Origin of the sequence: Mariprofundus sp. EBB-1, from assembly GCF_003665155.1 — a bacterium.
Lineage (GTDB): Bacteria > Pseudomonadota > Zetaproteobacteria > Mariprofundales > Mariprofundaceae > Mariprofundus.
In genome coordinates this window covers 1-20,641 of sequence record NZ_RCFQ01000023.1, presented here as the reverse complement: position 1 = coordinate 20,641, position 20,641 = coordinate 1, and the positions used below count along the sequence as shown (strand labels likewise).

Genomic DNA, 20,641 nt, shown 5'->3' with positions numbered 1-20,641 from the left:
TCTCCAATCAGCGCTGTTAAAGCAGCGGGGGTTGCAGGCGTAGTGTTTGAGGGCGCTCTATTTCCTTGTTCAATTCCTCCTCTGTGATGATCCCTTTATCTACCAACAGGTGAATGAGTGCATCAAGTTGTATCTGATTCACAGGGGGGGCTGTTGGAGCTGTTTCACTGTCGGAGGGTTTGGCTTTTGCACTGCTTGCAAGTGGCCCCTGTTGCATCAAAGAGAGTAATGCATCATCAACTATGCCCGTTGCTTTGAAGTCATGCTGCCTTTGATAGTCCTTCACAGCATCACGGGTAGAAGCGCCAAACTGACCTGCTTGATCAAGCATAGGGTAACCCATCCGACGCAATATTTCCTGTAGCATGGTGATGCGTTTGCCGCGCATAAATATTTTCAGTGGTCTGGCCATGATTTCTCCGGGTGATCGGTGATACGGTATAATGTCAGTGGATAACGAACCGGGTGAATACTGTCTGATCATTTTATTCTCACAACTTTTTTGCGCGTGCTTTCGTAGGATTATACGGGATTGTGCGTTGGCATTGATATCCAGAGGCGATAAACTCACTGCTTGCGAGGTGAATGATGCTAGATCAGGAAACATGGTTTAAAGCGGTATCTGATGGTGATGAAAAAACCTTGAGTGAGGCTCTTGCTGCAGGTTTTGATGTGAATACGCGCGATGAGAAACTGAACACAGCCTTACATCACGCCACCAAAGCCGGGGATCTTCATATCATGCGCTTGTTGATTTCGGCCGGAGCTGAGTTGGATGTTCAGAATGATTACGACTCAACCGCGCTGCATCTGACAGCAAAAAATATGGATTCGATTCGAATACTGTTAGAGGCGGGGGCTGATCCGAATATCAAGGATAAAGATTATGATTATCCCTATTATTTTGCATTTTATGGTTCCATGCCACGTGAGCTTACCGAGCTGTATATCAAGCATGGAGCGAATTTAATGTTATTTGATAAGTAACCCATGAATAATGTTAGAGAAGCGATACAGGATAAACAATCGTTCTTACAATGCATCATTGAACAATTGGCTTCCGATCTATTGATGCTTGAGCAGGCCGTTGCACTTGCCCGGGATACGGCAACACACGCAGATTGTCTGGGATCGAGTAAGTATGAAACGATGGGCTTGGAAGCATCCTATCTGGCCCAGGGGCAGGGTACTCGTCTGATTGAAGTAGAGCGTTCACTATCATACTTTAAACAGATTACAGTCAACGCATACACTTCTGAGGTAATGTGTTCCTCAATGCTTTTGTTGGCCGATGAGCAGGGGCTTCAACAGCTGTTATGGGTTGCAGCTGAGGCTGGTGGGCTAAAGGTTCATTGTGGTGCAATAGAAGTTACGGTGATTACCCCGAGATCACCGCTTGGGCGTGCCTTGATGAGAAAAAATGCTGGCGATGAGGTTGAGGTGCATATTGCCGGCCGAACGCGCCATTATGAAATTTTAGATGTGTATTAGTTGCAGGTAAGAAAGCGTAGAGGGAGGATGAATGAGCAAGAAACAGCAATACAAAGGTAAAGAGATCGTTGTTCATTTTGATGCTGAGCGCTGCATGCATGCTGGTCTGTGTGTGCGCACATTGCCCAAGGTGTTTGAGTCTAATGCGGAAGGGCCATGGATTCATCCCGATGCAGCAGACGTGGATGCGCTGGTAGCGTTGATTGAGTCATGTCCATCCGGTGCGCTACGTTATGATAAAGAGAGTCAGCGTGAGCAAGCACCGCAGTATAACAGCGTCACCGTGGAGAAGGACGGGCCATTAACGATCCATGCAAACTTTACACTTAATGGCGTGAAGGCTGATTCACCGCGTGCCACTCTATGCCGTTGTGGCGCATCCAAAAATCAACCCTATTGTGATGATTCACATAGTGAAGCTGGCTTTAGCGATGCTGGTGAACTGGTTGCTTCTAATCCGGATGATCCACAGGAGTCCGGCCTTCTGGAAATCAAAACATTAAAGAATGGGCCTCTCTATTTGCTTGGCCCGCACACGATTTATGATGCATCGGGAGCTGTTGCCCGTGTCTGCAAGAAGAGTGCCCTGTGCCGTTGTGGAGCCACACAAATGTCCCCGAACTGTGATGCTTCTCATGCCAGCATTGATTTTAAGGCCGATTGACCGGTGTGAAGCTTTCAGTATTTTCTTAAGGTTTGTATGCGTGGAATGCCGGAGGCATGCCCAATCGGGAAAGGCGAGCAATCTTTTTACGTTGTAGATCAAGAATTTCACTGTTGAGCTGTCTGCAGATTGCTTTGTCAAATTCAATGGTTAAGGCAAAACGTCCGCCCTTCTGGAAAGATCGAACCCAAACAACTTCACTGATATGGTTTACGTTGATTTTACCAATTTGAGTTTGGCAGGTGAATTTTTCACCGGCAACAAAAGGCAGTTCCTGTTGGGCAGTTAGCCCGAGTCCTTTTTGAGATATTTCCGTTAATTGAGCAGGGCATATCAGCTTGCTGGCAGATAATATTTTGACTGGCTGATGCTCTTCAAGGCCAATGCGAACCTCTTTGCGCAGGGCTACACCGGAGGCGTCAACGGTCACAACTTTTAATCGCGCGCTTTTACGCGAAACCTTATCCACCATGACTTTGAGACGGAACCCCGGCTGTGGACAATCAATATATGCATAGCGCATTTCAGGGTCTGCAGAAAAAACGCGAGCGAGTTCAGGTGTAATGTTGCTATGTAAGATATGATCAGTATTCCATGCCGAAACAGTAACGGTGGCGCGAACAGGCATCTCATCAAATAAGTTATAAAACGAAACCTGCTGTTTTATCATCCATGCTTCTCTAGCCTGATTCAATATCAGAGGATCATGGTGATGGCTTATTTTTTCATCGCATAGCGCTTCGCTGACAGTGATTAAAGCATATTTAATAGCATGAAAACGATCAATCATGCCGCCCAGTTGATGGGTCTTTTCCTTTTCATCAAGCTCGTTAAGTTGGGGTAATATAATATTTAAAGCCGCCCATTCGCAACGCACAAAAGCGGTATAGATTTCTGTGTTCTTGCAGCCGGATGCGATGAGATGATGCAATGCATCTTGAATATTTAATACACGATACTGGGCATCAACCATATGATGAGCCAAATGGACGATTGTTGTTGTGTTAGCGCCTTTCAGCGTACGCAACATCTCTTTTTCAAATAGGTTCAGCATTGCCTCTGTTGTATCGACAGTACGGTTCACGTTGAAGACTCCTTTTCATGATTGAACGGTTAATAAAAGATCTCATTGCTAGCAATATCTTTTGTGACCACAGCGTTGGCACCGATAATCACTCCATCACCGATATGTACGCCCGGTAATATTTTTGCTCCACCACCAATCCATACATCATTACCAATATGAACAGCTCTAGCAAAACATGTGCCTTGCGATCTGGCTTCACGATCTTTGGGGTGATCAGCGGTGTAAATATGCACACCGGGCCCTAGCAGCACATGATCACCGATGATGATGGGGGCCGCATCCAGTAACACGCAATGAAAGTTGGCATAAAAATGATCACCGACCTGAATATTGATGCCGTAATCACACTGAAAGCCGGGCTCCAGAATGGCACTGCCCAAATGTTTAAATAGTCGTTTGATATGTTTCATATTGCCGGGGCTTGGGTGGGCATTGAATTTGGCACAAGCCAAACGGGCAGACGCACGCAGCTGCCGAAGCTCTGAATCCAGACAATTGTACGCTTGTCCGCTGATCATTTTTTTATACTCACTCATCGTCGCTGCTTTCCTTGGTGTTAGGTCTTATTCGTCATAGAACTGACACGTCCATGACATGAACATGTCTTATTTTGTTTTATCATTTAGCACAGTCACTATAATGAACAAGGAGATCACATGATCACTGAGCTGGCAAATTCAGAAAGCGCACGTATGGAATTTATCAAATGGGTGAGCCTGCATAATGCCCATGTACCATTACCTGAAATCGAGTTTCTAATCGGTCATTCCCCAAATGATGAAAATGAAGAAAGACTGTGAAATAGATGAGTGAAGACCAATGAATCCTCTTATATCTGGTGACCCCAACGACATGGACAATAGATCCCAAGACTTCATAACACGCAGGTATATCGGGCAATCTCCATCAAGGCAATGCTTGGAAACGATGATGCTCGGCATATTGCTTGTCATCACGTTAACAGCACTGATAGAGATGCTTGGGACTTAAATCTTGGCGGAGTTAAAATGCGCCGAACTGAACGCCTCTGTTTAAAACGACGGGAGAAGGCTTCCGCATTCAATGACTACCCAATTTTATCGATGTCATCTCTCTGACCTATAGCTGACACTGGATTGTCATAATTCCCGATATGATTTCTCCTATAACATGAGCAGGAGCAGGCCAATGCATAGTGAAAAATCAAACGTATCTTCAGCACGTGAAGAATTTATAAACTGGGTTTTAAAACGCAACGCAGATATTCCCATGTCTGAGATTGAATTTCTCATCGGGCCAGATCCGGATTGTTGTCATGCAAATTGTCATCATGAAGCTGATGGCAAGATGCAAGCGCATTAAGGCCGGTTTATTGTTGATTTAAAAACAGCGCTGAAACAATCGTTTTCAACGCTGCATAGGGTTCAAACCGAGAGGTTAGTTTAATCAACCTTAGCCAAACCATCACTGGCATCTTCAATCAGGCAGCGGATCTCTTCGATAGCACCGGTGTTCTCCGATTCAACAAGACCGATAATGAAATTTTCGATCGTACGTGGAAGCAGGGTAGGTTCATCGACCGGCCCACGGGAATAGAGAATGAAACCGTTTAAAAAAGCTTCAAACTGTTCGTCATTCACTTTTTCGTGGTTCTTGTTCTGTGAACCGGCCATGAATGCTTTGACCTGACTACTGCTGAATGTGAAACCGCCAAGTTCAAAGATCTCTTTGAGTTCGAAATGTTTGAGGTTATTGGCAATGATTATTTTTTTAAGGATGACATTATTATTCATGCTGGAATCATAACGATTGTCTGAAGATAGTCATAGATAAATTCAGCAAGGCTTGCAATTCAGGCCTTATCGGTCGTCTCTGTTTGATCGAATCTGTCCGGTTTGGTTCGAACGATGAGCCTCTTTTCAATCCGCTTTTTTTTTCGATCAATGCTGTTCAATCAGCTTAGCATATTGGTCGTGCATTGTTGACCAGTTGAAATGCGACATATCAGGTCTTTCTGTGCTTTGTTTCTTCATGGCAAGAGCGGCATGCACAACGGCATCGGCCAGGGCACGCGCATCGCTGTCAATATCATTGGGGAAAGAGCTGGCGAGGTATGTATGGGACAGAAATTCGGGGTAAGCCAATCGGTGTGGTGCAACCGCAATACAACCGCAGGCCACAGCTTCAAGCATAGCCAAGCCTTGAAAATCATGCAGGGCAGTAGATAACACAATATCACATTGGCGAAGTAGCTGCAGATAGGCTTGTCTGTCTGGCAGATAACCCCAGACACCGAGATGCGCTGCGAACTGTTCTTTGATGATGGCAAAGGCATCGGGTTCATGACGAAACTGTTGTCCGAGAATATGTATGCGAAAATCCAGACCATCGTTATGTAGATAGGTGATCACTTTGAGCAGACGGTCAGGACCTTTGTCGTATTCGCGGCGATGATTCCAGACCAGTGTGAGGATTTCATTGTCTTGTTTGGCATGTGTTTCAAAACAGTCGTCATGAAGAGGGACGGGGAGAATATGACTACGCTGTAGTAAATACTCAGGGACATGAGCGGGCACATGATCAGGCAGACGTTTCAGAAAGGTGGCCACGCCTTGTAAAAAAGAATCACGATTCCATACCGAGTTGAACACAATGCAATCAGCAGCAAGAGCGCTATAGATCGATGTTAGTTGGGCTTCGACACTTGCATGGACATGTTCCGTCTCAGGATAGGCAAATTGATTTTCATGAAAGTAGAGCAGGCTGCGCACATGTGAAAGTCCGGGTGTTAATCCTTTAAGTGTGGCCAGATCCACCATGGAGGTGGCGATAATCAGATCATAATCCTGATCCAGTGCTTCACGCTGTTCAAAAGCCCATGACAGGGCGTTGCCACGAATGCGCCAGGCAAAATGACGCGGGGGTAGAGTGATGATCGTCCAGTAATGCTTCGGGAAATGCGATACCAGCGCTTGCCGCCAATAGCGATGGGATTCGGCATCGTAGGCCGATGCAAGCAGGATACGCATGCTGTGATTATCGGGCTTGAGTAGCTTGAAGGCAAATATTCGGTGTGCAAATACGTTGGGTGCAACGCTTCGAACAAACTGTTCTTGCGATCAGGCAAGGCAACCTTATGCTGCGCGACCATGTCTACTTCTGAGCTGAATCAAGAACAATACGACGCCGTCTTTCATCGCGGTGGCCCTTTGCTGGTGCTGGCTGGAGCAGGCTCCGGTAAAACACGCGTGATTACTGAACGTATTGCGGCGCTGGTGGAGCGTGATGTGCCGGAAGATGCTATTACGGCGGTAACCTTTACCAATAAAGCGGCGCGGGAAATGCGAGAGCGTTTGCAAGGCCGTTTGGGTGATACATCGAAACGTTTGCGGATCTGTACCTTCCATTCACTGGGGTTGGCGATTGTGCGTGAACATGCCGAACTGGCAGGGCGCAAGGCAAATGTGTCGATCTTTGCCGGTTCCGAGCAGAAATCGGCTATGAAATCGGTGTTGGCTGAGATGCAGTTGGCAGCCGATGCGGATCAGGTAGATCGGGTACTTTCCCGTATCTCACAATTAAAGAGCGGTTTGATTGAAGAACATGACAATCAGCTCTCGGAAATTCGTGAACATTATGATGAACTGTTAATGCGTATGAATGCGGTGGATTTCGATGATTTGATGGTGCTGCCTATCAAAATATTGAATGAAGATGCACATGCGCGTGCGCTGTGGCAAGCCAGGGCGCGCCACTTCTTAGTGGATGAATATCAGGATTCATCACGCTTGCAGTATGATTGGGTGCGCATGTTGGTGCCGGCCGATGGTAATTTAACCGTTGTGGGTGATGACGATCAGTCGATTTATGGTTGGCGTGGTGCGGAAGTGAAAAACCTGTTTATGTTGGAGCGGGATTATCCCTCCTTGAAGGTTATTCGCCTGGAAGAGAACTATCGTTCTACCGGTTCTATTTTGACGGCGTCGAATTCATTGATTGCCAAAAATACAGAGCGCATGGGTAAAACGCTGCGTTCCAATTTGGGCGATGGTAAACCGGTGCGCGTATGGGAATGCCCCAATCCGGAAGAAGAAGCACGCCGCGTGGCTGGAGATATAAAAGCGAGATTTGCCACAACCCAGGATGCGAAGTGGGAACATTTCTGTGTGTTATACCGTGCATCCTATCAGGCTCGCTCCGTTGAGATTGCCATGCGCGAAGCCAAGATTCCTTATCATGTCAGTGGTGGTTTGTCCTTTTTTGATCGAGCTGAAATTCAGGATCTACTCGCCTATTTGCGCCTGCTTGCCAATGGTGATGATGATCTGGCCTTTATGCGTGCGATTGCCAGGCCTCGTCGCGGCATCGGTGCGAAGGCGCTGGGTGATCTGGGTGACTTTGCCATGGCAAACAGTTGCTCCCTGCTTGAATCCTGTAGCCATGATGATCTGGTGCATCAACGGGCAGTAAACTTGCGTGAATTTGGTGATTTGATGGTGGGGCTGGAATTTCAATTCAGGCATTGTGAACCGGATGAAGCATTTGATGCGGTGCTGGATATGACACATCTGGAAGCGGCGATTCGTGCCGAAGCGGACACGGAAGAGCTGGCGGAAATGCGAATGGGAAATCTGATGGAGTTGCGGCGCTGGTGGATCAAACATACCGAGAATGGCGGCAATCTGGCCGAATTCCTGCAACATATATTTCTGCTGGCCGATAAATCGGATGATGATCCATCCGAGCAGGTGCGCTTGATGACCGTGCATGGTGCCAAGGGTCTGGAGTTTGATCAGGTGTATGTGATCGGTACCGAAGATGGCATTTTTCCGCATAAAAATGCCGTGGAAGAGAATCGCATGGAAGAGGAACGTCGGCTGATGTATGTGGCGATGACGCGTGCCCGTTTCCATTTAACCTTGAGCTATGCGCGTGTGCGTCAACGTTTTGGTCAGAAAGAGAAGAGTGCGCCATCGCTGTTTTTACATGAACCGGATCAGTCGGTAATGCGTTGGGTGGATAAAAATCCCGAATGTGAAGAAGCCAAAGAAGAGGCTGAAGATCACATGGCGGCGATGCGTAGAATGCTGGGTATTGAAGATTAAATAGCACTGTTCGGGATATTGTCCCCTTGCCGTTTGAACGATGCTGTTTATTGATGCAGGGCTATAAAGATCTTTTCAGCCAGTTTATCTGAAATGCCCGTAACCTGAGTTAATTGCTGGCGACTGGCTTTTTTGATGCCTTCGATACCACCGAAATGTTTAAGTAAGCTGGCTCGTTTAGCTGAGCCGATGCCATCAATATGATCGAGCGCTGAACTGAACATGCTCTGTTTTTTGCGCTTGCGCATATATGCGCCAGCAAAACGGTGTGCTTCATCCCGTACACGTGCAATCAGTAACAGTGCGGGATCATGTCTGCCGGGTTTCAGTGGTGACCCAACCGTCAGCGCACGGTTGTCGATCCAACCGGGCCACAGCGTCTCTTCTCCAAGCTTGCGGCTATCGCCTTTGCACACTGCCAGTAGTTTAAGGTCATGCAGACCTGCATCACTTGCACATTGTATGGCGATAGCCAGTTGTCCGCGTCCGCCATCAATCAGCATTAGATCAGGGCAGGGGATGGTTTCTTCATTGATCGCTCTGAAGAAGCGGGTCAATACTATATCCATGGCGGCATAATCATCGCCCTCAGTGATACTGCCTTCGATACCATCGAGTTTATAACGGCGATAGAGCTCTTTCTCCGGCCCTTGCCAGCCGGCAAAGGTGATGGCCGAAACCATCTGTTTGCCACCAAGATGCGCATTATCGACTGCCGCAATACGTTCAGGTGTGGTATCAAGATGCAATAACAGGGCTAGTGCATCAAATACCGCTTGTTGATTATCCTGTTTACGGCTAGCCAAGAGTTGTTGGCCGGAATGGCTGACCTGCTGTAACCACTGCAAACGCTGTCCCCGTTTTGGGCAATGAACTTCACTGCCTGATTTGGGTTGAATGAGTATTATCAATGACCTTAGCTTATCAATGTTAATATCTGATGTTAAAAGAAAAATATGTTTTGGCAGCCTCTCATCTTTATAGCGTTCAATGAACAGTGATTGCAGAATTTCCATATCATCGGCATCAATAGCCTGATCAATACGAATGTTGTGATTACCCATATCTCTGCCTGCGCGGCGTACACCGACACTGGCCAGTACTGCGGTCGGGTGGCGTATCAGGGTGATAGCATCGGCATCATCAGGCAACTGACTCTGTTCTGATCCTGCCAGTACAGAGCGCAAGGCCATGATACGATCACGCAGCGTCGCAGCCTGTTCAAACTGATAAGCATCCGAAGCCTGCTGCATTTCCGTTTGCCAGCTTTTCAGCAGGTCGTTGTCCTTACCTTTAAGGAACAAGCGCACTTCACCCACCTGCTCAGCATAGGATGCCTTGGAGACAATATCGCAACAGGGAGCCGAACAGCGGCCAATTTGATGCTGCATGCAGGGGCGTGAACGGTTGTTGAATACCCCGTTTTCACAATCTCTGATCTGGAAGAGCGACTGCATCATATGCAGCGTGGTGTGGACGGCACCGGCATGGGGAAAAGGGCCAAAATATTCACCAGCGACGGATCGATTGCCTCGATAGAGTTGCAGTTTCGGGTAGGCTTCATCCGTTAGCAGTATATAGGGGTAACTCTTAGAGTCCTTCATCAACACGTTATAACGCGGTTTAAGCTGTTTGATCAGATTATGTTCAAGAATTAATGCTTCCGCTTCTGATATGGTAATGCTGCATGCAATGTCTTTAATTTGTTGCACCATAGCCTGGGTGCGAGGTGATTCCGGCTGGCGTTGAAAATAACTCGATACACGCTTTCTTAAATTTCGCGCCTTGCCGACATAGAGTACTTTACGCTCAGCATCGAGCATGCGGTAAACACCGGGTTCTCGCGGTAATTCAGATAGTTGAACCGGTGCGTTAATCCACATCAGTGTCGAGCGTGTGATCCATTTGTGATTTATCAGGCGTAGGGCAATAATCGAACAGCGGGCACTGATCACACAGCGGTTTACTTTTACAGTGGCGTTTGCCGTGTTCTACGATGAGTGCATGAAATTCCTGAAATAGTGGCAGGCTTTCGGGTAGGCGTTGCTGGATGTAATGTTGAATAGCCTCGTAACCCAGGATGTAATCGAAATGCCCGAGCCGCACAAGCAGGCGTTTGGTATAGTCATCAATCACAAATATCGGTCGATCCAGTGCGTAGAGCATGATGGAATCAGCGGTTTCAGGCCCTATGCCATATAATTTGAGCAGATGTGAACGCTGCACACTCATAGGCCACTTCATCAAACCCTGACGCTTTCCATGCTCGATATAGAACGTGGTGAACCCGTGCAGGTAGCGTGCTTTTTGCATATAGGTGCCAGAAGGACGAATGACTTCAGCAAGGTCTTGTAAACTACTGTTGGCAATGCTTTCGTGATCGAGCATGTTTTTCTCTTTGAGGTTATTAATGGCTTCATGCGCGTTTTCCCAACTGGTATTCTGCACAAGAATTGCACCGACCATCACTTCAAAGGGTGCTTCCGCTGGCCACCACTGTTGCGGGCCGTATGCCGTGTTTAACTTTTCATAAATCTCTAATGGCGAGAGGGTCATCAATTTTCCCCACTGCGTTCTTTTAGTTTCTTGATTTCAGCACGGTTTAAGTCGCGATAACTGCCGCGTGGCATCTCTTCTTCGAGTTTAAGTGAGGCAAAGCGGGTACGCATCAATCGCCTGACAGGGTGGCCACACTCTTCGAGTGTACGCCGCACTTCACGCCAACGGCCACGGTAAATGATAATGCTTAACCAGGTGTGCCCTTTTGATTCAGAGGTGACGGTTACTTCCCAGGCGTCGCTGGTATCGCCTTTACCAATATCAAAATTGCCACGGCGCAGTTTCTCCAGTGTTTCCAGGGCTACAAGACCGGCTACCCGGGCACGGTATTCACGTGCTATATTGGCTCCGGGTTTGGTCAGGGCACGGGTGAGATCACCATCATCGGTAAGGATAAGCAGGCCTTCTGTATCCATATCCAGACGGCCGACCGATTGCACATTGGGCGCAACATCAAGGGTGTCATAAATCAGAGGGCGTTTGCGCACATCATCTTTACGTGAACACAATTGTCCTACCGGTTTATTATAGACAATATAGGTAAAGTTCTCTTGCGGTGTGACAGGTTTTTTATCAACACTGACTCTGTCGCCAGCCATGATTTTGGTGCCGGCTTCTTTACAGATTTTACCATTGATGGAAACACGACCAGCTTCAACCCAACGGTCAGCTTCACGGCGGGAACAGAGACCACAACGTGCTAAATAGCGGTTGATGCGTTCCCCTGTTGCGCTATCGACAGCCGCTGCAGTGTTCGTGGCGGGCGCTGTATGTGGCCGGGATTTGTTGTGCATCCTGGCTGACTTCGCGTGCTTAACTTTTACTTTAATGCGTTTCGGTTTTTTTGATTTTGTTGGATCTTTTTTATCGCTCATTGGGTCCCATGTTGATGCTCTGAATTCTGTTCGTTTGCTGACTCTTGCTCTGATGCGCTTTGTTGTAATGTACGTTGTGATAATGCGGGGTTGAGCTCATCGTGATCCATCAATTGATTAGAATCAGGCAAATCCTTCAACCCATTCAAGCCGAAATCAATAAGAAATTGTTTTCCCGTTCCAAATAGATGTGGGCGGCCAGGTACATCTTTGCGGCCAATGACCTTAATCCAGCCGCGTTCCTGAAGGTTAGAAAGCATTTGACTTGAGACGCGCACGCCGCGTAAGGCTTCAATTTCAGCCCGCGTGGTTGGTTGTCGATAGGCAATAATTGCCAGTGTTTCCAGGGCAGATCGTGATAAGCGAGGGGCTTTTACCTGCCATAAACGTTGCACCAGTTCAGCGTGTTCAGGGGCTGTGCGCAATTGCCAGCCACCGGCTACCTGAGCGATATGAATGCCATGGGTCTGATAATCTGATTCAAGTTTAATTAATGCATGTTGAATATCAGCTGAAAGAGAATCCTCTGAATGTGGTTCGGTACTCGTGCTGCTAAGTAATAATACATGTATTTTTTGTACACTGAGCGGTTCATCGCTGGCTAATAAGAGTGCTTCGATCCGGGCGGTGAGCAGGTTCATGCTTCCTCGCCCCGTGCGAGTAACATGATGGCTCCAAAATGTTCACCTTGTAATACCGTAATACTCTGCTGACGCCACAGTTCGAGAATGGCCAGGATCGTAGTAACCAGTGCTTCCCGTCCGGGAGAATGATGCAGTAGTTCATCAAGCTGCATGCTGCTATGTTGAAGGCGTTGTAATACAAAAGCCATTTGCGCACGCATATTCATCGGTTCAGTGAAAATCTGCTGCCTTACTTCGCCGTTAACGCGTTTTAACACCTGCCTGAACGCAACCAGTAGGGCATCAAGATCAGCTTGCGCTAACGGCCGCTCTACATCATCGGCTTCCGGGAAAATAGAGCGTGTAAATACGTCACGATTCATCAATGGGCGCTCATTCAGTGCTTCGGCCAGCAAGCGGTATTGTTCATAGGCCACCAGTTGAGCGGCCAGTTCACTGCGGGGATCTATGCTATTGCCTTCATCATCGATTTCGGGGCGGGGTAGTAGCATGCGCGATTTTAATTGCATTAAAGAGCTGGCCATGACCAGATAGTCACCGCTCATCTCCAGATCGAGATCGTCCTGTACTTCAAGCATATCCATATATTGCTGTGTAATGATGGCAATTGGAATATCAAACACATCCATTTTTTGTTTGCGGATAAGGTGCAACAACATATCCAGCGGCCCTTCAAACTGATCCAGATGTACAGGCGGCAGAGTATGCGTCTCTGCATCACTATCGATCAGGGGAAGCTGAGCAGTCTCACTCATGCATGAGGCTTATACACGATAACCCATTTTCAGGGTTTTGCGTACTTTTTCCATGGTGCGGCCAGCTTCAATGCGAGCACGCTCGTTACCGGCACGTACGATGTCCCTCAGATCATCAGGGCGTGATGCAATATCGGCACGGCGATCACGGATGGGTTGTAGCTCTTCTTCCATATGCTTGAGCATGCACATTTTGCAATCAATACAACCGATGCCAGCCGTAGTACAACCTTCTTGTACCCAGGCACGCTCTTCTTCAGTGGAATATACCTTGTGGAAATCCCATACCGGACACTTCTCAGGCGTACCAGGATCATCGCGACGTACACGGGCCGGATCCGTAGGCATGGTTTTTACTTTCTTCTCGGTTACTTTCCATGTTTCACCCAGTTCGATGGTGTTGCCATACGATTTACTCATCTTGCGACCATCTAGCCCCGGTAATTTAGCTGCCGGCATCAACAGGGATTTGGGTTCAGGGAATAGTGGGGGGATACCTTTGCGATAGAGGTGATTAAAGCGCCGTGCTACTTCACGGGTAAGCTCAACATGCGGCACCTGATCTTCACCAACGGGCACGCCGTCGGCGCGGTAAATCAGAATATCGGCCGATTGCAGCAGTGGATAACCAAGGAAACCATAGGTGCCAAGATCTTTTTCACGCAATTGTTCAATCTGATCTTTGTATGTGGGTACGCGCTCCAACCATGAGAGGGGAGTCATGAACGAAAACAGCAGATGCAGCTCAGCATGTTCAGGTACTTCAGACTGAATAAATACCGTGGCTTTGTTCGGGTCGATTCCCACAGCAAGCCAATCGATGAGCATGTCCCAGATGGTATCTTTCACAATCGATGGATTGGCATAATCGGTAGTCAGTGCATGCCAGTCAGCAGCAAAGAAGAAACACTGATTGGTCTCCTGCAGTGCCAGCCAGTTTTCCAATACACCTTTGTAATGTCCAAGGTGCAGACGACCTGTCGGTCGCATACCGGAAAGAATACGCATGGGTTTATCCTGTGATTGATCTGAAGTGCTCAAGCTTTGCCCCTTTTCGAAACAGCTGTGTGGTAGGTTGTATGCGAACAGTAACAAAGCAGCCGTGGCCGCGATAGCAATTCAACGGTGTGATCCAGTGCCTGCAGTTGCTGGATATCAATGAGACGTTGTTTGTGTCGTTGTTTTCGTAAAGGCAGAAGCTATATAGTGCTAAGCAACACGGTGTCTGTATATGGTTGTAAGACCATGTTTTGATCTGTTTGAAAGTGAAGACATTACTCCATCATATGAATCTTATTGTTTGATATAAAACATAAATATGAATGCCTGCTGTTGATGTCGTTATGGCGTTGTGCGAAGATAAGCATAGTTTTTGAAAGGGCTTGGAGGATTGGGGTTTGAAGAAGCACGATGTTTCACCGAAGAGCGGTGAACAAGTGGATGATTCCGAACAAGAAGTGCATGCCCAAAAAATGGTTTCATTGGGCCATTTTACGCAAGCTATCGTTCACGATATCCGTAATGCATTACATGTGGTGGGTAGTGCTTCGACCTTGATCGAACGGCGGACTGATGATGCTGCTATCCATCATCATGTAAACACCATTCATAAAACGATCGGGCGTACCAATGATTTGATCGAGCGTATTCTAAGCTTTGCCAATAACAGTGAAGAACATCTTGGTATTATTGATCTTCCCCATTCGATTGATGAGTCCATTCAACATGCACGCCCGATGTTTCCTGCCGGTATCAGCATGGAATGGCAGCGCCCCCTGCAGGAAATGCATATTCTGGGTGATGATGGACAGATCTATCAGGTGATATTGAATCTATTGAAAAACGCCATTGAAGCGATTGGCCGTGACAATGAAGGCTCGATCACTATGAATTTGAGAAAGGTGTATCCATGGGCTGAAATACGTGTGAAAGACTCAGGCCCGGGTATAGATGTAGCAGTCATCGGTCGTTTATTAGATTCGGGCTTTACTACCAAGCCTGATGGCAATGGTTTTGGTCTGGCTAACGTGGCTGCTATTGTCAAAAAACACAGCGGAACCATCCAGATAGTGAGTAATCCCGGTGAAGGAGCTGAGTTTATTTTGCTGTTGCCATTGTTACCCGAGTTGAATGAATGATGCTTTTTTGTGAATTAAATCAAGGCGATTAATCACTTCAATTTGTCTGGATCTGGTGACTAGAATAAAAATCAATTATGCGCTTGCCAAAGCGCTTTGCCTTCCTATACTTCGCGCCACAACGAAAGGCGCTTTAGCTCAGCTGGTTAGAGCACCGGAATCATAATCCGGGTGTCCGGGGTTCGAGTCCCTGAAGCGCCACCATCTAAGTTGTTGAAAACAATGGGTTTTGTTTTCTTCGACACCACCATAAAGGTGAGATACTACCTGAGTAGGGTACAAAATAAGGTACTAATACCTGTTTTGTACCCTGCCATATCTCACTTTGGAGGTGGCTCTCTTGGCTACTATCATCAAGTTAAACAGAAAATCAGGTCATGTCTTTAAGGCTATTATCAAAGATAAACAAGGCCGTCTGCTCAAAACAAAAACCATGCGATACAAAACAGATCTATTGCAATGGATCAAAGATAACGAAGATAACTACCGCAAAGTAGGTACGCGCTGGCGTAATATCACTCTCTCACAACTTATTCTTGAATATCTTGCTGAATGGGATGGCAAGGATCACACCAATCACCTCCGTATTTCATGGTGGAGTGATAGACTAGGTAATAGAAAGCTCGCAACGATCAGCACAGAAGATGTTGCAGGCTTTTTGAATGCCTATCGCAAGACGGTATCTAATAGCACCCACAACCGTATGAAATCATGCCTCTCTGCTCTGTTCAGGTTTGCAAAGAAAGTAGGTTACACTGGTGAAAACCCAGTGCTAAACGCTCCATCATATAAAGAAGCAAAAAATAGAATACGTTATTTAACGAATGAAGAGCGTTTGAATCTACTGGAAGCATGTAGAGCAGTAGATGCTGTATCTGAATGGAACAAGCTCACACTGCTTGTAACGATGGCTCTAATGACAGGAGCGCGTAGAGGCGAACTGTTAAAGCTATGTTGGTCTGATATTGATTTCTCTAATCGTACAGCCGTATTGAAAGACACTAAGAATGGTAGCGATAGAATGGTTTCTTTTCCGTTACCTGTACTTGAATTGATACTTAAGCATAGAGGGCTAGATGATGCCCTTATTTTTTCAGCAACAAACACAAACAAGCCATTTGTATTTCGTAAGCATTGGGTGAAGGCATTAGAAATTGCGGCTGTTAAAGACTTTAGATTTCATGATCTTCGTCATACCTGTGCTTCGTATTTAGCTAATGCAGGCGCTACAGGGCCAGACATTCAAGCTGTATTGGGTCATAAAAACTATGAGACGACAAAAAAATACGTTCACCTCTCATCTGAGAGAGTGCAGTCTGTGACAGATAGTGTGTTTGATAAGTTGGCTATGTGAGGGTGGTGTGAATCCAGAGTTACCATATTTAAAAAGCTTCCTTAAGGATGGTTCTAGCTTTAATAAAAAAATTTCTCATGAAATTCAGTTTCCGATTATGTGGGCTCGATGGGGACATTCTAGTGAGGATGAAGCATTTATAGCGGCTAATGAGTTTTATAGGAAACTATGTGAGCTAGTAGATGATTCTATATGGGTAGACTCATTAAAAGGTAATGCAGAAATGTTTGGATGTGAAGTGGATGAGCCATTTAAGTATTGGATGGCATTTTGCTACTACTGTGGTGATGAAAATGAAGTGAACCTTTCAGCTCATCAAGCAGCTTCGATGGTCTTACTTATAGCTGATGTACTACTCAAAGAATTAAGTGAAACTATCCCAAATATTACAACTGTTATGAGTCTTTCTATGAGGCTGAAACAAGCTGAAGCCATTATGAGGAACTTATTTGGTGCAAGCCCTATATTTGGAATGAAAAGCTTTGAAGAAAAGACGACAGCCTCTAGGAAAGCAGCAGGGGAAAGCCCATCATGGTGGAAAGAGCCTTTGCAGGAAGTGATTAATCAAACAGAGCAAGGTTTAAGTTGGAAGCTTATTTTTAATAGACTTGTTGCTATGGGCGATGATGTTCCTCACCCTCAGATTAAGTGTATTGAGTATGTCGATGGAAAATTGAAAGTTAGTCCTGCCAATGATATTCACAATTCTAGAATGATCACTTATAGGACTTTAACGAGTTACAAACGACCTATAGATCAAAGTAATTGATGTGCAATCTAACTTTATCGAATTGCTACAGGGGTTTACGCTGAACGGCTGCTTTCGGCGGTGATCTCAACTGGTCATTCAATACCAAGAATTGACTAGTAATATACAGTTTCTATTTTATATAAAAACAGTTCTTTGAAGGAGTCATCCTACTGGGTCTTCCTTGAGTTGGATTTGACCACTCAATCGTATCATTAGCTCTAATAGTTTCAATATAACTAGTAGGAGTCATACCGTATTCTAATTGAAATAAATTCAACTCCCCATGCACCTTTACAAATATATTGCTGTTTTCATTCACGGCAAAAACGAATGGATCACCACAAGTTGATATCCCGAGAGAGGAGCCAGCCTGAAAAACCTCGGCTCCGCCTTCTCCTTCCACCCATATAATATAAGCTCCTTCTGTTAATAGATGCACCCCTTGAGATGAAGGAGATGAGCTGTCGGTCAGGCGATTGGCTTTGCCTGGCTCAAGAAGCAACGCATAAACGCTCTTTTTTATCTCTTCGAATCTTGGCTCATCAATTTCAGCAATTTCCCGGCTCCCCAAGAAGCTCGGTTTGTATGTCGCCGTACTATTCCGAAAGAAGCTAACTTCTTCTGGCATCACCCCTGAAGAAAAATCCAAGACCATTGGTGATGGATGATCATCTTGAAAGACAGTAATCCACTGGATATGCCAATCCCCCTTATTTGGGTGAATTTCACATGGGGAACCCTCACTAACATTAAGTGTTCTTATCTCGATGCTTTTTCGACCTTTCACAACAACATGATACAAGCCTATTTCAAGGTTTACATTAATTCCTGATTTAAGCTGGTACTCCCAATTTGATAAGGCCTCAACAACCTTGCTCCTTAGTTCTTCTGGATCACTGAAAAAATTTACCACATGGTTATTTTTTATTTTCTCCTTAAAGGCTTCCTGTTCCTCATGATCTGAATCTGAGTTCCTAATGCTGATGGGGGTAAGAAATGACTCTGAAGCCATAAAAAAAATAATTGGGCGTCCTAGCTCTCTAGCACACTCATACTCATGCTCAGTAAATGACATATTACTACCGTTAGGGCTCCCACCTCTAAAACTTGCAAGAACTCCAACGTAAATATCACACCTCTCAACTCTCCTAAGGCACTCTTCTAGTGGAGCATGAGGCGTTGCTGTGAATTTTTCCATACCATCACAAGAAAAAGCTTCAAGTGACTCAATACCCTTAATTACTGATGCTCTACATTCATTTAAATCCCGAAAGGTAGAGCTTAAAAACACTTCTTTTTTCTCAGGCATATATTCATCCTCAAGCTGTATATTATGTTTTTAACCAGAGGGGTGGCTTTGAAGTGTTTATTAATCATTTATGCATTCCCCCATTTCAGTAACACGGGGGCTACAAATACATTTCGGCTAACTCTCCGTTGTTTCATTATAGCTTAAAGCTGAAGGTTTGCATTTTTAATGAATTTTGGAGGCAATACGTGCCCAGTTCTGTTCAGGACCTGCTCTCTAATCCGGACTCGAACTAAGGACAGCTGACTGTTTGAGTCTGGCCGAAAACAACCGTTTAGTTACTAATTTTGGGTTTGTTTGAATCTTTATTCAACAACTAGCCTGCTATCTGTTGATTCACCTACAATTAGCTGGCTACTTGTAGGTATTATGTGTTCCTCAAGACGTCTATATTCATATCGTATCGTACTCATTACGCCACAACGGCGCAGGAGTCGAAGATATGGACATAAAATCACCACTAGAAGATTGGATAACGAAAGAACAGTTCGTAAAAGCTTATCCAGCTCTAAACCTTTCACAGGTACAGTACTTAATTAGAAGTCGTAAACATAACGGGTTATCTAAATCTGGAGCCGTTTCAAAAGTCGGTGGAAGAATGCTTATTCATAAGAATAAATTCGCTGAATGGATTGCCACCAAAGTCTGCTAACGGATCAAGAATCCGTGTTTCAATGCAGGTAAAACCCATTACCTACAATGATATTTTACACGGTAAGTGCTTCTGAGGTACCAAGAAAGGTACCGAATTAGTATCTCACCGCCTTTTTTGGCCTCAGAGAGCGCTTTTCAATTAACTCAGAACACAATTTAATAATGAGATTTAGGAGTTTAGAAAATGGATGATGATCATAATGGAGAGTCATTAGATGCTGCTGTTTCACGTTTGGCAAAATTATCACCTTTGGAATATGACCAGATACGGATTAATGAAGCTAAAAGACTTGGCGTTCGTCCTCAAACGTTAGATGCCGCATTTAAAGGGGCAAGGAAGTCTAATCAATCAGAATCATCAATATTTCTTGAAATTGAACCATGGGATGAGCCTGTGAATGGTGCTGAACTTCTAGATGAAATTGTAGATACATTTAAACGTTTTATTGTCACGCCAAACCATGCACCGGAAGCGGCTGCATTATGGGTGTTAAACACCTATGTTCATGATGCCAGTTATCATAGCCCAATTTTATTAATAACTAGCCCTGAGAAGCGTTGTGGTAAGTCTACAATGCTTTCATTGCTATATGGCTTAACGAATAGGTCATTGCTGGCCTCTAATATCTCATCTGCGGCAGTTTACAGAGCAATTGAACAATGGACTCCAACACTGCTAATTGATGAGGCTGATACGTTCTTAAAGCAAAATGATGATATGGCAGGTGTGATAAATTCAGGTCATACAAAAACAACAGCTTTTGTAATGCGATGTGATGGAGATGCAAATGAGGTCAAAAGGTTTTCTACATGGTGTCCAAAGGTAATTGCTGGGATAGGAAGCCAGCGTGATACGTTAGAGGATCGAAGTATTGCCATTCCACTAAGGCGTAAGCTGGATCATGAACAAGTAGCACGTTTACGTTTGGATATAACCAGCTTTGATGACATCAAACGTAAATGCATGAGATGGGCTGAAGATTATTATGAGAAGGTAAAATTTTTTGATCCCGAAATGCCCAAAGGGTTAAATGATCGTGCTGCTGATAATTGGACTCCATTGTTGGCAGTGGCAGTACTTAGTGGATGGAGAGAAAAAGCGGAAGCTGCTGTGACTGCTTTATCATGTGTTGAAACCAGTGAATCAATTGATGCTCAACTATTAGGAGATATTCGAAATATCTTTGAAAAGCTAAAGGTTGATCGTCTTGCCTCTCAAAACTTATGTGATCATCTTGCAGCTATTGATGACAGGCCATGGGGTGAATGGTCAAAG

At 45.5% G+C, this 20,641-nt stretch carries 23 protein-coding genes and 1 tRNA gene; 12 read left to right on the top strand and 12 right to left on the bottom strand.

Features of this window, described 5'->3' with window-relative positions:
• Positions 1 to 16: 16 nt before the first annotated feature.
• Complete coding sequence (locus D8Y20_RS09735; protein WP_121543198.1) at positions 17 to 412, bottom strand: peptidoglycan-binding protein; 396 nt, start codon at positions 410 to 412, stop codon at positions 17 to 19.
• 173 nt (positions 413 to 585) lie between these two features.
• Between D8Y20_RS09735 and D8Y20_RS09730 the strand changes: the two genes are divergently transcribed.
• From D8Y20_RS09730 to D8Y20_RS09720, 3 genes are read left to right on the top strand one after another with little or no spacing between them, the layout of a single operon-like run.
• Complete coding sequence (locus tag D8Y20_RS09730; RefSeq protein ID WP_236075384.1) at positions 586 to 987, top strand: ankyrin repeat domain-containing protein; 402 nt, start codon at positions 586 to 588, stop codon at positions 985 to 987.
• Positions 988 to 990: 3 nt separating this feature from the next.
• Positions 991 to 1,491 carry a GreA/GreB family elongation factor gene (locus D8Y20_RS09725; protein WP_121543194.1) on the top strand — a complete coding sequence of 167 codons (501 nt, stop codon included), beginning with the start codon at positions 991 to 993 and terminating at the stop codon, positions 1,489 to 1,491.
• A 31-nt stretch (positions 1,492 to 1,522) separates the two neighbouring features.
• Complete coding sequence (locus tag D8Y20_RS09720) at positions 1,523 to 2,155, top strand: CDGSH iron-sulfur domain-containing protein (protein ID WP_121543192.1); 633 nt, start codon at positions 1,523 to 1,525, stop codon at positions 2,153 to 2,155.
• 25 nt (positions 2,156 to 2,180) lie between these two features.
• On the opposite strand, the gene D8Y20_RS09715 is transcribed toward D8Y20_RS09720, so the two are convergent.
• Together D8Y20_RS09715 and D8Y20_RS14050 are read right to left on the bottom strand one after the other, a co-directional pair.
• Complete coding sequence (locus tag D8Y20_RS09715; protein WP_121543190.1) at positions 2,181 to 3,239, bottom strand: PilZ domain-containing protein; 1,059 nt, start codon at positions 3,237 to 3,239, stop codon at positions 2,181 to 2,183.
• Between the two features lie 29 nt (positions 3,240 to 3,268).
• On the bottom strand, positions 3,269 to 3,778 hold the full coding sequence (locus D8Y20_RS14050) for a sugar O-acetyltransferase (RefSeq protein WP_121543188.1): 510 nt from the start codon (positions 3,776 to 3,778) through the stop codon (positions 3,269 to 3,271).
• 120 nt (positions 3,779 to 3,898) lie between these two features.
• Between D8Y20_RS14050 and D8Y20_RS13630 the strand changes: the two genes are divergently transcribed.
• Together D8Y20_RS13630 and D8Y20_RS13625 are read left to right on the top strand one after the other, a co-directional pair.
• Complete coding sequence (locus tag D8Y20_RS13630; protein ID WP_153232663.1) at positions 3,899 to 4,042, top strand: hypothetical protein; 144 nt, start codon at positions 3,899 to 3,901, stop codon at positions 4,040 to 4,042.
• Positions 4,043 to 4,409: 367 nt separating this feature from the next.
• Entirely contained in the window at positions 4,410 to 4,583 is a 174-nt protein-coding gene (locus D8Y20_RS13625) for a hypothetical protein (protein ID WP_153232662.1), read from the top strand.
• Between the two features lie 80 nt (positions 4,584 to 4,663).
• Here D8Y20_RS13625 and D8Y20_RS09705 read toward each other — a convergent pair whose 3' ends face one another.
• Together D8Y20_RS09705 and D8Y20_RS09700 are read right to left on the bottom strand one after the other, a co-directional pair.
• Positions 4,664 to 5,014: a DUF1456 family protein gene (locus D8Y20_RS09705; protein ID WP_121543186.1), complete on the bottom strand. Its 351-nt coding sequence runs from the start codon at positions 5,012 to 5,014 to the stop codon at positions 4,664 to 4,666.
• 147 nt (positions 5,015 to 5,161) lie between these two features.
• Positions 5,162 to 6,250, bottom strand: coding sequence for a DUF3524 domain-containing protein (locus D8Y20_RS09700; protein ID WP_121543184.1), 1,089 nt, complete (start codon positions 6,248 to 6,250; stop codon positions 5,162 to 5,164).
• A gap of 120 nt (positions 6,251 to 6,370) precedes the next feature.
• Here D8Y20_RS09700 and D8Y20_RS09695 point away from each other — a divergent pair, with 120 nt between their 5' ends.
• The gene (locus D8Y20_RS09695; RefSeq protein WP_121543182.1) at positions 6,371 to 8,326 is read left to right on the top strand and encodes an ATP-dependent helicase; all 1,956 of its coding nucleotides are present in this window, start codon (positions 6,371 to 6,373) and stop codon (positions 8,324 to 8,326) included.
• A gap of 47 nt (positions 8,327 to 8,373) precedes the next feature.
• Here the strand turns inward: D8Y20_RS09695 and uvrC are convergent, their stop codons facing one another.
• From uvrC to trpS, 6 genes are read right to left on the bottom strand one after another with little or no spacing between them, the layout of a single operon-like run.
• Positions 8,374 to 10,209: an excinuclease ABC subunit UvrC gene (gene uvrC, locus D8Y20_RS09690; RefSeq protein ID WP_121543180.1), complete on the bottom strand. Its 1,836-nt coding sequence runs from the start codon at positions 10,207 to 10,209 to the stop codon at positions 8,374 to 8,376.
• Positions 10,199 to 10,882 (bottom strand): endonuclease III domain-containing protein, encoded by a 684-nt coding sequence (locus D8Y20_RS09685; RefSeq protein WP_236075383.1) that lies wholly within the window; start codon positions 10,880 to 10,882, stop codon positions 10,199 to 10,201. The genes uvrC and D8Y20_RS09685 overlap by 11 nt, the downstream gene beginning before the upstream one ends.
• On the bottom strand, positions 10,882 to 11,760 hold the full coding sequence (locus D8Y20_RS09680; protein ID WP_236075382.1) for a pseudouridine synthase: 879 nt from the start codon (positions 11,758 to 11,760) through the stop codon (positions 10,882 to 10,884). Before D8Y20_RS09680 ends, D8Y20_RS09685 begins: the two co-directional genes overlap by 1 nt.
• The gene (gene scpB / locus D8Y20_RS09675) at positions 11,757 to 12,401 is read right to left on the bottom strand and encodes an SMC-Scp complex subunit ScpB (RefSeq protein ID WP_121543176.1); all 645 of its coding nucleotides are present in this window, start codon (positions 12,399 to 12,401) and stop codon (positions 11,757 to 11,759) included. The genes D8Y20_RS09680 and scpB overlap by 4 nt, the downstream gene beginning before the upstream one ends.
• A complete protein-coding gene (locus tag D8Y20_RS09670; protein WP_121543174.1) occupies positions 12,398 to 13,159 on the bottom strand; it encodes a ScpA family protein in 762 nt (253 codons plus the stop codon). Before D8Y20_RS09670 ends, scpB begins: the two co-directional genes overlap by 4 nt.
• Before the next feature lie 9 nt (positions 13,160 to 13,168).
• Positions 13,169 to 14,167: a tryptophan--tRNA ligase gene (gene trpS / locus D8Y20_RS09665; RefSeq protein ID WP_370050677.1), complete on the bottom strand. Its 999-nt coding sequence runs from the start codon at positions 14,165 to 14,167 to the stop codon at positions 13,169 to 13,171.
• A gap of 389 nt (positions 14,168 to 14,556) precedes the next feature.
• On the opposite strand from trpS, the gene D8Y20_RS09660 reads away from it, so the two are divergent.
• The 4 genes from D8Y20_RS09660 to D8Y20_RS09645 all read left to right on the top strand — a co-directional run bounded on the left by D8Y20_RS09660 (position 14,557) and on the right by D8Y20_RS09645 (position 17,420).
• Complete coding sequence (locus D8Y20_RS09660; RefSeq protein WP_236075381.1) at positions 14,557 to 15,297, top strand: sensor histidine kinase; 741 nt, start codon at positions 14,557 to 14,559, stop codon at positions 15,295 to 15,297.
• 127 nt (positions 15,298 to 15,424) lie between these two features.
• A tRNA-Met gene (locus D8Y20_RS09655) sits at positions 15,425 to 15,501 on the top strand.
• Between the two features lie 136 nt (positions 15,502 to 15,637).
• Positions 15,638 to 16,651, top strand: coding sequence for a site-specific integrase (locus tag D8Y20_RS09650; RefSeq protein WP_121543170.1), 1,014 nt, complete (start codon positions 15,638 to 15,640; stop codon positions 16,649 to 16,651).
• 7 nt (positions 16,652 to 16,658) lie between these two features.
• Entirely contained in the window at positions 16,659 to 17,420 is a 762-nt protein-coding gene (locus D8Y20_RS09645; RefSeq protein WP_121543168.1) for a hypothetical protein, read from the top strand.
• Between the two features lie 112 nt (positions 17,421 to 17,532).
• Here D8Y20_RS09645 and D8Y20_RS09640 read toward each other — a convergent pair whose 3' ends face one another.
• Positions 17,533 to 18,711: a DUF4062 domain-containing protein gene (locus D8Y20_RS09640; RefSeq protein WP_121543166.1), complete on the bottom strand. Its 1,179-nt coding sequence runs from the start codon at positions 18,709 to 18,711 to the stop codon at positions 17,533 to 17,535.
• A gap of 442 nt (positions 18,712 to 19,153) precedes the next feature.
• On the opposite strand from D8Y20_RS09640, the gene D8Y20_RS09635 reads away from it, so the two are divergent.
• Both D8Y20_RS09635 and D8Y20_RS09630 read left to right on the top strand, forming a co-directional pair.
• Complete coding sequence (locus tag D8Y20_RS09635) at positions 19,154 to 19,363, top strand: hypothetical protein (protein ID WP_121543164.1); 210 nt, start codon at positions 19,154 to 19,156, stop codon at positions 19,361 to 19,363.
• A 186-nt stretch (positions 19,364 to 19,549) separates the two neighbouring features.
• On the top strand, positions 19,550 to 20,641 hold a 1,092-nt coding region (locus D8Y20_RS09630; RefSeq protein ID WP_121543162.1), incomplete at its 3' end, for a DUF3631 domain-containing protein.